The sequence below is a fragment of the uncultured Ralstonia sp. genome (assembly GCA_913056305.1).
In the GTDB taxonomy this organism is placed as follows: domain Bacteria; phylum Pseudomonadota; class Gammaproteobacteria; order Burkholderiales; family Burkholderiaceae; genus Ralstonia.
Map to the genome: position 1 here is coordinate 24,519 of CAJXMR010000013.1, position 12,002 is coordinate 36,520.

Here is a 12,002-nt window from a genome sequence, read left to right on the forward strand (position 1 = left end):
TTTCCGCCCATTCCGCCGCGCTCCCTCCCTGCGGCTCGCCCATGAATGCCCCACTTCTGATCGACGCCAAGCTCGCGGCGCAGGACGCCGCGCCGCGGCTGCGCGAGATTCCCTATAACTACACCTCGTTCTCGGATCGGGAAATCGTCATCCGCTTGCTGGGCGAGTCTGCGTGGCAGATCCTCGACGGGCTGCGGGCCGAGCGTCGCACCGGCCGATCGGCGCGCATGCTGTACGAAGTGCTGGGCGACATCTGGGTGGTGCGCCGCAACCCGTACCTGCAGGACGACCTGCTCGACAACCCGAAGCGCCGGCAGATGCTGATCGACGCGCTCGATCACCGCCTGGCGGAGATCGAGAAGCGCCGCGTGGCCGACCACGACTCGCACCACGACCCGGTGGGCGACGAGCGCGCCACCAAGGTCGAGCAACTCGTCGTGCACGCCCGCCGCGCCGTCAAGGCGTTCCAGGAAGAATTCGCCCAGGTCTATGACCTGCGCCGCCGCGCGCAGAAGGTGCTCGGCCGCGTCACGGCCAAGGACAACATCAAGTTCGACGGCCTCTCGCGCGTCTCGCACGTGACCGACGCCACCGACTGGCGCGTCGAATATCCGTTCGTGGTGCTCACGCCCGATACCGAAGAAGAGATCGCCGGCATCGTCAAGGGTTGCTTCGAGCTGGGTCTGACCATCATCCCGCGCGGAGGCGGCACCGGCTACACCGGCGGCGCCGTGCCGCTGACGCCGTTCTCGGCCGTCATCAATACCGAAAAGCTGGAGCGCCTGGACGCGGTCGAGCAGACCGACCTGCCGGGCGTCGACCACCCCGTGGCGACCATCTACTCGGGCGCCGGCGTGGTCACGCGCCGCGTGGCCGAGGCGGCCGAGAAGGCCGGCCTCGTCTTTGCCGTGGACCCGACCTCGATCGACGCCTCGTGCATCGGCGGCAACGTCGCCATGAACGCGGGCGGCAAGAAGGCTGTGCTGTGGGGTACCGCGCTGGACAACCTCGCCTGGTGGCGCATGGTCGATCCGGACGGCAACTGGCTGGAAGTCCAGCGCCTGAACCACAACCTCGGCAAGATCCACGACGCGCCCGTCGTCACGTTCGAGCTGAAGTGGTTCGACGGCAATGCGCCGGTCGGCGCCAAGCTGCTGCGCACCGAGACGCTCACCATCGAAGGACGCACCTTCCGCAAGGAAGGCCTCGGCAAGGACGTCACCGACAAGTTCCTGGCCGGCCTGCCCGGCGTGCAGAAGGAAGGCTGCGACGGCATCATCACCAGCGCGCGCTGGATTTTGCACCGCATGCCCAAGTCGATCCGCACGGTGTGCCTGGAGTTCTTCGGCCAGGCGCGCGACGCGATCCCGAGCATCGTCGAGATCAAGGACTACCTCGACGGCGAGACCAAGAAGCCCGGCGGCGCCATCCTCGCGGGCCTGGAGCACCTGGACGAGCGCTACCTGCGCGCGGTCGGCTACGCCACCAAGAGCAAGCGCAACGCGTTCCCGAAGATGGTGCTGATCGGCGACATCGTCGGCGAGGACGATGACGCCGTGGCGCGCGCCACCTCGGAGGTGATCCGCCTGGCCAACGGCAAGAGCGGCGAGGGCTTCGTGGCCGTCAGCCCCGAGGCGCGCAAGAAGTTCTGGCTCGACCGTTCGCGCACCGCCGCCATCGCCAAGCACACCAACGCCTTCAAGATCAACGAAGACGTGGTGATCCCGCTCAACCGCATGGGCGAGTACACCGACGGCATCGAGCGCATCAACATCGAGCTGTCGATCAAGAACAAGCTCAAGCTGGCCGATGCGCTGCAGGCGTTCTTCGCACGCAACGATCTGCCACTGGGCCGCACCGACGACGCCAACGAGATCCCCAGCGCCGAGCTGCTGGAAGACCGCGTGCAGCAAGCGCAGCAACTGGTGCGCGCCACGCGTGCGCGCTGGCAGTACCTGCTGGACCATCTCGATACGCCGGTGAATACCGCCCGCGCCAGCCTGATCGGCCTGGGCCTGGGCTATCTCTCGCAGACCATCGACGAGCGCCTGGACGTGCAGCCGGACGCCAACCTGTTCCACCTGCTGCAGGACCGCACCATCCGCGTGTCGTGGAAGGCGGAGATCCGCGCCGAGCTGCGCCAGATCTTCAACGGCGGCGAGTTCAAGCCGATCCTCGACGAGGCGCAGGCGATCCACAAGCAGGTGCTGCGTGGCCGCGTTTTCGTGGCGTTGCACATGCACGCCGGCGACGGCAACGTGCATACCAACCTGCCGGTCAACTCCGACGACTACGACATGCTGCAGGACGCCCATAAGGCGGTCGCCCGCATCATGACGCTGGCGCGTTCGCTCGACGGCGTGATCTCGGGCGAGCACGGCATCGGCATCACCAAGCTGGAATTCCTGACCGACGACGAGATCGCCGACTTCGCTGCCTACAAGCGCCGCGTCGACCCGAACGGCCGCTTCAATAAGGGCAAGCTGCTGCGCGACGTGAACGACCCGCAAGGCGTTCCGGCCGACCTGCGCAACGCCTACACGCCGTCGTTCGGCCTGATGGGGCACGAGTCGATCATCATGCAGCAGAGCGACATCGGCGCCATCTCGGAGTCGATCAAGGACTGCCTGCGCTGCGGCAAGTGCAAGCCGGTGTGCGCCACGCACGTGCCGCGCGCCAACCTGCTGTACAGCCCGCGCAACAAGATCCTCGCCACCTCGCTGCTCATCGAAGCCTTCCTGTACGAAGAGCAGACGCGCCGCGGCGTGTCGGTCAAGCACTGGGAAGAATTTGCCGACGTGGGCGACCACTGCACGGTCTGCCACAAGTGCGTGACGCCGTGCCCGGTCAAGATCGACTTCGGCGACGTGTCGATGAACATGCGCAACCTGTTGCGCAAGATGGGGCAGAAGAAGTTCAACCCCGGCACCGCCGCGTCGATGTTCTTCCTGAACGCGACCAACCCCGAGACCATCAACCTGACGCGCAAGGTGATGATCGACTGGGGCTTCAAGGCGCAGCGGCTGGGCAACGACATCCTGAAGAAGTTCGCCAAGAAGCAGACCGCGCATCCGCCCGCCACGGTGGGCAGGGCGCCGGCGCGCGAGCAGGTGATCCACTTCATCAACAAGAAGATGCCGGGCAACCTGCCCAAGAAGACGGCGCGCGCGCTGCTGGACATCGAGGACAACGAGATCGTCCCGATCATCCGCAACCCGCAGACCACCACGCCCGACAGCGAAGCGGTGTTCTACTTCCCGGGCTGCGGCTCGGAGCGGCTGTTCTCACAGGTGGGCCTGGCCACGCAGGCCATGTTGTGGCACGCCGGTGTGCAGACCGTGCTGCCGCCGGGCTACCTGTGCTGCGGCTATCCGCAGCGCGGCAACGGCCAGTACGACAAGGCCGAGAAGATGGTCACCGACAACCGCGTGCTGTTCCACCGCGTGGCCAATACGCTCAACTACCTCGACATCAAGACCGTCGTGGTGAGCTGCGGCACGTGCTACGACCAGCTTGCCGGCTATGAATTCGACAAGATCTTCCCGGGCTGCCGCATCATCGACATTCACGAATACCTGCTGGAGAAGGGCGTGAAGATCGACGGCGTGCAGGGCGTGCGCTACATGTACCACGACCCCTGCCACACCCCGATCAAGACCATGGACCCGACCAAGCTGGTCAACCAGCTCATGGGCGGCAACCAGGGCGCCGACGGCAAGCTGAGCGCGATCGAGAAGAACGACCGCTGCTGCGGTGAATCGGGCACGCTGGCGGTCTCGCGTCCGGACATCTCCACGCAGGTCCGCTTCCGCAAGGAAGAGGAGATGAAGAAGGGTGCCGACAAGCTGCGCCACCTGGGCGAAACCACCGGCCAGAGCGGCGAGGCTTTTACCGGCGACGTGAAGATCCTCACCAGTTGCCCGGCCTGCCTGCAGGGCCTGTCGCGCTACAGCGAGGACGCCTCGGTGCAGGCCGACTACATCGTGGTCGAGATGGCGCGCCACGTGCTGGGCGAGACCTGGCTGCAGGACTACGTCGCCCACGCCAACGCGGGCGGCATCGAGCGGGTGCTGGTGTGACGACCGGCGAGCGCGAGGCCGGCTGCGCGCTGTGCGAGAGCGACGGCGGCGAGCCCGTCTGGCGCAACGCCCGGGCGCGCGTGGTGCTGGTCGAGCACGCGCGCTTCCCGGGCTTCTGCCGCGTGATCTGGAACGACCACGTGGCCGAGCAGACCGACTTGTCGGAGGCAGACCGCCACTGGCTGATGGAGGTCGTCACGCGCGTGGAGCGTGTGCTGCGCGCCGAGCTGGCGCCGGACAAGATCAACCTCGCCAGCTTCGGCAACTTCGTCCCGCACCTGCACTGGCACGTCATCCCGCGCTACCGCTGGGACACGCATTTCCCCGAGGCCGTCTGGGCCCCCGCGCAGCGCGAGCCGGATGCCGCGCGCATGGCCGAGGTGACGGCCAAGCTGCCGGCGCTGTCCTACGCGCTGCAATCCGCACTCGCCGACGTCTGACGGGCCGCTGGTAACCTAACGCCACCACCTGCGCGGAACCCCCATGCCGCGCGGGCCGTCTGACTCTCTTTCCGTCGTGCCCCCGCTCTCGACACCGCCATGACGACACCGCGCACCGCCGCCACGCCCGATTCCCACAAGGATTCCATCGCCGAGTTGAATGTCCACCACGGCCGGCTGAACCTGTCGGAGACGTGGCAACTCATCAAGCCCTATTGGTTCTCGGAAGACCGCACCAAGGCGTGGAGCCTGCTCGCGCTGGTGGTCGCGCTGAGTCTGTTCGTGGTCTTCATGAACGTGCTGTTCACCGACTGGAACCGGCTCTTCTACAACGCGCTGGAGCAGAAGGACAAGGCCGAGTTCTGGCATCAGCTCGGGCGCTTCTCGTGGATCGCCGCGCTCATCATCGTCGCTTCCGTGCTGCGCCAGTACTACACGATGATGCTGCGCATGCGCTGGCGGACGTGGATCACCGGCAGCTTCCTCGACGACTGGCTCGGCAAGCAGGCCTTCTACCGCCTCGAGCAGACCCACTCCGCCGACAACCCCGACCAGCGGATCGCCGACGATCTGCGCAACTTTACCGATGCCACGCTCACGCTGGCGCTGGGCTTTCTCAACTCGGCGGTCACGCTGGTGTCGTTCTTCGGCATCCTGTGGGCGGTGTCGGGGCCGTTGGCGTTCGCGCTGGGCGGGCATGACTTCGTCATCCCCGGCTATATGGTGTGGTTTGCGCTGCTGTATTCGGTGCTGGGCTCGGTCATCATCCACTTCGTCGGCCGGCCGCTGATCGGGCTGTCGTTCCAACAGGAACGCTACGAGGCGTACTTCCGTTTCCTGTTGGTGCGCGTGCGCGAGAACAGCGAGAGCATCGCGCTGTACCGCGGCGAGCCGACCGAGAAGGCCATCCTGCGCGGCCGCTTCGAGCGCATCCGCGCCAACTGGAACCAACTGATGGACTACACCCGGCGCCTGACCTTCGCCAGCGCCGGCTATGGGCAGTTCGCCATCATCTTCCCGTTCCTGGTCTCCGCGCCGCGCTACTTTGGCGGCACGCTCACGCTGGGCGGCATGATGCAGGTCGCCACCGCGTTCGGGCAGGTGCAGGGCGCGATGTCGTGGTTCGTCGATAACTACGGCACGCTGGTCAGCTGGAAGGCCTCCACCAACCGCTTGATCGAATTCCAGCGCGCTATGCGCGCCGCGGAGCGCGAAGAAGAGCACCGCGCTGGCATCCAGGACATCGAAGTCGAGGCCGCTGCGGTGCCCGCCATTGAAGCCCGCGGCTTGGCGCTCAGCCTGCCCAACCGCAAGCCCGAAGACCTGCTGGTCGAGCCGTTCGACATGACCCTCGGCCGCGGCGAGCGCGTGCTCGTCAATGGCCCCTCCGGCTGCGGCAAGAGCACGCTGGTGCGCGCCGTGGCTGGCATCTGGCCGTACGGCAACGGCCGCATCGACGTGCCGGACGATGCCCGCGTGCTGTTCCTGCCGCAGCGCAGCTACCTGCCGGCGGGCACGCTTGCCGATGCCCTGTGCTACCCCGATCTGCCCACCGAGTATTCCGCCGAGCGCCTGGCCGAGGTGCTGATTGCCTGCCGCCTGCCCGCGCTGGTCGGCCTGCTCGACATGGTGAGCAACTGGAGCCTGCGCCTGTCGCCCGGCGAGCAGCAGCGCCTGGCCTTCGCGCGCGCGTTGCTGCAGCGCCCGGACTATCTCTTCCTTGACGAGGCAACCAGTGCGCTCGACGAAGACACCGAGGCCTTCATGTACGGCCTGATGCTCGAATCGATGCCCGATGTGACCATCGTCAGTGTGGCGCACCGCAGTACCGTGGCACGCTTCCACCATCGCCGCCTGCGCTATATCCCCGAGGGCGATCCGTTGACTGCGGTAAGCTATCGGGTGGTGGAAGAGCCGGCGCACATGGCGCTGGCGGCTTCCTGAATCGCAATCTTCACGCAATCCCAGAGACGTTGTTCATGGCCGGACTTTCCGCCGACACCCCGCACCCGACCGGTATTACCGTGCATACGCAATCGCGCGTGCTGGAAATCGCCTTTGCCGATGGCAAGCAGTTCCGCCTGCCGTTTGAATACCTGCGCGTGCTGTCGCCGTCGGCGGAAGTGCAGGGGCATGGGCCGGGGCAGGAAGTCCTGCAGACCGGCAAGCGCGAGGTCGGCATCGTCGGCGTGGAGCCGGTGGGCAACTATGCGATCCGCCCGCTGTTTTCCGACGGCCACGACTCCGGCATCTACGACTGGGCATACCTGTACCGGCTGGGCGTTGAGCACGACGTGCTGTGGCAGGCGTACCTCGATCGCCTGACCGCCGCCGGTCTCGACCGCGACGCGCCGATGGCCGCCAATGCCGGCCACGCCTGCGGCCACAGCCACTGATTCCCCATTCAATTCGCGGCGCACACGCGCTGCATCCGCATCCTTTTCTGTCATGAGCAAAACCCACTTCGGATTCGAGCAGGTCGACGAGCGCGAGAAGGCCGGCAAGGTCGCCGGCGTGTTCCATTCGGTCGCCAGCAAATACGACGTGATGAACGACCTGATGTCCGGCGGCATGCACCGGCTGTGGAAGATGTTCACCATCGCCCAGGCCGCCGTGCGCCCCGGCTACAAGGTGCTCGACATCGCCGGCGGCACGGGCGACCTCGCCAAGGCCTTCGCGCGCCAGGCCGGCCCCACCGGCCAGGTGTGGCTGACCGACATCAACGAATCGATGCTGCGCGTCGGCCGTGACCGCCTGCTCGACGCCGGTGTGATGACCCCCAACTGCCTGTGCGACGCCGAGCACATTCCCTTTCCGGATGCTTACTTCGACGTGGTGACAGTCGCCTTCGGCTTGCGCAACATGACGCACAAGGACCGCGCACTGGCTGAGATGCGCCGCGTGGTCAAGCCGGGCGGCAAGGTCATGGTGCTGGAGTTCTCCAAGGTGTGGCAGCCGCTGGAGAAAGCGTACGACGTGTATTCGTTCAAGGTGCTGCCGTGGCTGGGCAGCAAGGTCGCCGGCGATCCGGAAAGCTACCGCTACCTGGCCGAGTCCATCCGCATGCACCCGGATCAGGCAACGCTCAAGCAGATGATGGAACAGGCCGGGCTGGACTCGGTCGAATACTTCAACCTGACGGCCGGTGTCGTCGCGTTGCACGTCGGACGCCGCCTCTGATCCTCCAGACGGCCGATGCCACGCAATGCGACCATTTGCCGCCATCGATCACATTGAATTTCGGCGTTGACGTCCTCATCTAACGGCGTCACTGCCATTGGAGAGAAGACAGCGATGAATTTGCATTGGGGTGGAAAACTCGTGACGGGCGCGCTGGTGGCGACGCTCGCACTCGGCGCGGCGATGGACGCCAACGCCAAGCGCATGGGCGGCAGCCGCAGCTTCGGCAAGCAGTCGTCCACCGTGACGCAGCGCCAGCAAACGCCGCCGACCACGCCGTCGCCGACACAGCAGGCCGCGCCTAGCGCGCAACCGTCGCCCGCCGCACCGGCACCGCTGCCGGCGCAGCAGCCGCGCCGCAACTGGGGCGGCATGCTGGGTGGCCTGGCCGCCGGTCTGGGCATCGGCTATCTGCTATCCAAGTTTGGTTTGGGTGCGGGGCTGGCCTCGCTGCTGTCGAACCTGATCCTGATCGCCATCGTCGCCTTCGTGGTGATGTGGATCATCCGCAAGGTGCGCGGCAGCCGTCCGCAGGAGCCGGCGTATGCCACGGGCGGCCCGTCGCTCGGCGGCGATCGCGAGCCTTACATGCCCAAGCCCGCTGCGCCGGCACAGCAACCGGCTGCATCGTCGCTCAACAGCGACAACACGTCGGGCCTGGGCGCCGGGGCGCCGACGGCTGCGCAAGCGTGGAACCTGGGTGGCCCGGCCGCCAGCACATCGGCCGCCGCGCCTGCGCCGCAACAACCGTGGGGCGTGCCGGCGGATTTCGACACGCAAGCCTTCCTGCGCAACGCCAAGGTCTACTTCATCCGCCTGCAGGCCGCGTGGGACGCCGGCAACCTGACCGACATCCGCGAGTTCACCACGCCGGAGATGTTCGCCGAGATCAAGATGGACCTGGCGGATCGCGGCGCCTCGCCCAACAAGACCGATGTCGTCTCGGTCGAAGCCGAGCTGCTCGGCATCGAGACGCAGGCGACGGATTACCTGGCCAGCGTGCGCTTCTCCGGCATGATTCGCGAAGAGAGCAATGCCCCGGCGCAGCCGTTTGCCGAGGTGTGGAACCTGTCCAAGCCGACGCAGGGTGCGGGCGGCTGGGTGCTGGCAGGGATTCAGCAACTGCAGTAAGGCCATCGCCACCCGAGGCCGGTCAAACCGGCTCTCGCGGCATTGCCCGTAAAATAGGGCCCGACCACCGGTTCGGGCCCTTTTTGTTGCCCGCCGGCCAGCCCCTTTGTGTCCAACCGCCGCATGTCTTCGACTGCCACTTCGTCTTCGTTGCCCTTCGCGCTGATGCAGCCACTGCTGCTCGCGCTCAACCATCTGCTGCGCTCGGAGCCCTGGGCGCAGGAGACGCTGCGGCCGTTCGCGGGCCGCGTCGCGCATTTCGATCTCGCGCCGTTTGCACTGACGCTGCAGGTCGATGCCGCCGGCCTGGTGACGACACCGGAGGCGGGTGCCGAGCCCGCCGTCACCGTGGTGGTGCCGCTCATGTCGGCCGCCAGCGACTACGCCACCGGCGGCCAGGCCGCCGTGCTCAAGCACGTGCGTATCGACGGCGAGGCGGAGTTCGCCAACGTGCTGTCGACGCTGATGCGCAACGTGCGCTGGGATGCGGCGGAAGACCTCTCGCGCGTGTTCGGCGACGTGATCGCACAGCGCATGGTGAGCGGCGCGCAGGCCGCGCGCACCGAGGCGACACGTGTCGGCCGCTCGCTGGCCGAGGCGACGGCGGCGTACCTGACCGACGAGCAGCCGACGCTGGTGCGCCATGCCCGGCTCGCCCAGTTCGTGGCGGACGTGGCGGCCGTGCGCGATGCCCAGGCTCGCCTGGAAAAACGGCTGGAGCGTCTCGAACGCCTGGCACCCTCGACGGCACGGGCGGGCAAACCGGACGAACTGGCATGACGCGCTTCTTCCGGCTGGGCAAGATCATCTTCGTCCTCTTCTATTACGGGCTGGATCAGCTCGCGCTGTCGAGCTTCCAGAGCCGGCGCACGCGCGCGCTGGCCTGGCTGCTGACTCTGGGCCGCAAGCCGACCCGACCGCGCGGCGAGCGCCTGCGCCTGGCGCTGGAGAAGCTCGGCCCCATCTTTGTGAAGTTCGGGCAGGTGCTGTCGACGCGGCGCGACCTGCTGCCGCCCGACGTGGCCGACGAGCTGGCCAAGCTGCAGGATCGCGTGCCGCCGTTCGACCCGAAGGTGGCCGCGGCCATCGTCGAAAAATCGCTGGGCAAGCCGCTGTTGGCGCTGTTCCATCGCTTCGACCATCACCCGGTGGCGAGCGCCTCCATCGCGCAGGTGCACTTCGCCACGCTGCGCGGCGGCCCCGACGACGGCCGCGAGGTGGCGGTGAAGGTGCTGCGCCCGGGCATGCTGCCCGTGATCGACAGCGACCTCGCGCTCATGCGCGATCTGGCAACCTGGATGGAGCGGCTCTGGGCCGACGCCAAGCGCCTGAAGCCGCGCGAGGTGGTCGCCGAGTTCGACAAGTACCTGCACGACGAGCTGGACCTGATGCGCGAGGCCGCCAACGCCAGCCAGCTGCGCCGCAACTTTGCCAGCTCCGACCTGCTGCTGGTGCCCGAGGTGTTCTGGGATTGGTGCACCTCCGACGTGTTCGTGATGGAGCGCATGCACGGCATGCGCATCTCGCATGCGGCCGAACTGCGCGAGGCCGGCGTCGACATGCACAAGCTGGCGCGCGACGGCGTGGAGATCTTCTTCACGCAGGTCTTCCGCGACGGCTTCTTCCATGCCGACATGCACCCGGGCAACATCCTCGTGAGCGTGGCGCCCGGGACGCTGGGCCGCTACATCGCGCTGGATTTCGGCATCGTCGGGGCGCTGTCGGAATTCGACAAGAACTACCTTGCGCAGAACTTCCTGGCGTTCTTCCAGCGCGACTACCACCGCGTTGCCGTGCTCCATATCGAATCCGGCTGGGCGCCCGAAGAGACGCGCGTGGAGGAGCTCGAAGGCGCCATCCGCGCGTGCTGCGAGCCGTACTTCGACCGGCCGCTCGGCGAGATCTCGCTGGGCCTGGTGCTGATGCGGCTGTTCCAGACCTCGCGCCGCTTCAACGTGGAGGTGCAGCCGCAGCTCGTGCTGCTGCAGAAGACACTGCTCAACGTGGAAGGACTCGGTCGCCAGCTCGATCCGGACCTGGACCTGTGGAAGACCGCCAAACCGTTCCTTGAACGCTGGATGCACGAGCAGATCGGCTGGCGCGGCTTTGTCGATCGCCTGAAGGTTGAGGCGCCGCAGTGGGCCAACAAGCTCCCGGATTTCCCGCGGCTGGTGCACCAGCTCCTGGAGCGCGCCGCGCGCGATGAGGGCAACGCCCAGACCGCCGCGCTGACCGCCTTGCTGGCCGAGCAGCGCCGCACCAACCGGCTGCTATCCGCCGCGCTGCTGTTTATCGGCGGATTTGCGACCGGCATCATCGCCACGCACGTGCTGACGTGGCTGGCGCGTCACTGACTGTCGAGCCGACATGGCCCAACCGCCCGTCTTCACCACCCGCGATGCCGCCGATCCTGCCTTCTGGGACGAGCGCTTCAACCGAGACTTCATGCCCTGGGACGCGCAGGGCGTACCGGCAGCGTTCCGGCAATTCTGCGAAGCGCAGCCCGCGCCGCTCTCCACGCTGATCCCGGGCTGCGGCAACGCCTACGAGGCTGGCTGGCTGGCCGAGCGTGGCTGGCCCGTGACGGCCATCGACTTTGCGCCGAGTGCCGTTGCCTCGGCAAAGGACGTGTTGGGTCCGCGCGCAGGCGTGGTCGAGTTGGCGGATTTCTTCCAGTTCCAGCCGCGCCAGACGGTGCAGTGGATCTACGAACGCGCCTTCCTGTGCGCGCTGCCGCGCCGGCTATGGCCGGACTACGCGGCCCAGGTGGCAAGGCTGTTGCCGCCGGGTGGCTTGCTGGCCGGCTTCTTTGCCGTGGTCGAGGGGCGCGAGGTCTCGCTCAAGGGCCCGCCCTTCGAGACCACGCAAGCGGAGCTGGATGCACTGCTGTTGCCGGCGTTCGAGCGGATCGCCGATGTGCCGATCGCCGAGGGCGACTCGATCCCCGTCTTTGCCGGCCGTGAGCGCTGGCAGGTCTGGCGCCGGCGCGCCGACTGATCAGGCGCCTTCGACGCCACAGGAGCGGGCACGACCGCCGTCGTGTTGGTGCAAAGCAACATCGGCGGCAGCCCGAGAAAAGCCTGCGGGCGCCCGTTACGGGCCATCGCTGAAAAATGTGGCAGACGGGGCGGCATTCGTGGTCGCACCAATGCCCCGCGGGGGTGTCCCATCG

9 protein-coding genes are annotated in these 12,002 nt (G+C 67.1%); all 9 read left to right on the plus strand.

Going from position 1 to position 12,002, the window contains the following annotated elements:
• Positions 1-41 precede the first annotated feature (41 nt).
• Complete coding sequence (locus QZ609_RS04115; RefSeq protein WP_295491433.1) at positions 42-4,079, plus strand: FAD/FMN-binding oxidoreductase; 4,038 nt, start codon at positions 42-44, stop codon at positions 4,077-4,079.
• A complete protein-coding gene (locus QZ609_RS04120; protein ID WP_295491436.1) occupies positions 4,076-4,519 on the plus strand; it encodes an HIT family protein in 444 nt (147 codons plus the stop codon). Before QZ609_RS04115 ends, QZ609_RS04120 begins: the two co-directional genes overlap by 4 nt.
• Before the next feature lie 99 nt (positions 4,520-4,618).
• Positions 4,619-6,463, plus strand: coding sequence for an ABC transporter ATP-binding protein/permease (locus QZ609_RS04125; RefSeq protein ID WP_295491439.1), 1,845 nt, complete (start codon positions 4,619-4,621; stop codon positions 6,461-6,463).
• Between the two features lie 35 nt (positions 6,464-6,498).
• Positions 6,499-6,915, plus strand: coding sequence for a DUF971 domain-containing protein (locus QZ609_RS04130; protein WP_295491441.1), 417 nt, complete (start codon positions 6,499-6,501; stop codon positions 6,913-6,915).
• Positions 6,916-6,967: 52 nt separating this feature from the next.
• Entirely contained in the window at positions 6,968-7,699 is a 732-nt protein-coding gene (ubiE, locus tag QZ609_RS04135) for a bifunctional demethylmenaquinone methyltransferase/2-methoxy-6-polyprenyl-1,4-benzoquinol methylase UbiE (protein ID WP_295491444.1), read from the plus strand.
• Positions 7,700-7,813: 114 nt separating this feature from the next.
• Complete coding sequence (locus QZ609_RS04140) at positions 7,814-8,830, plus strand: TIM44-like domain-containing protein (RefSeq protein WP_295491447.1); 1,017 nt, start codon at positions 7,814-7,816, stop codon at positions 8,828-8,830.
• A 123-nt stretch (positions 8,831-8,953) separates the two neighbouring features.
• The gene (locus tag QZ609_RS04145) at positions 8,954-9,610 is read left to right on the plus strand and encodes an SCP2 sterol-binding domain-containing protein (RefSeq protein ID WP_295491450.1); all 657 of its coding nucleotides are present in this window, start codon (positions 8,954-8,956) and stop codon (positions 9,608-9,610) included.
• Positions 9,607-11,184: a ubiquinone biosynthesis regulatory protein kinase UbiB gene (gene ubiB, locus QZ609_RS04150; RefSeq protein ID WP_295491452.1), complete on the plus strand. Its 1,578-nt coding sequence runs from the start codon at positions 9,607-9,609 to the stop codon at positions 11,182-11,184. The genes QZ609_RS04145 and ubiB overlap by 4 nt, the downstream gene beginning before the upstream one ends.
• A gap of 13 nt (positions 11,185-11,197) precedes the next feature.
• Complete coding sequence (locus QZ609_RS04155; RefSeq protein ID WP_295491456.1) at positions 11,198-11,827, plus strand: methyltransferase domain-containing protein; 630 nt, start codon at positions 11,198-11,200, stop codon at positions 11,825-11,827.
• Positions 11,828-12,002: the final 175 nt, after the last annotated feature.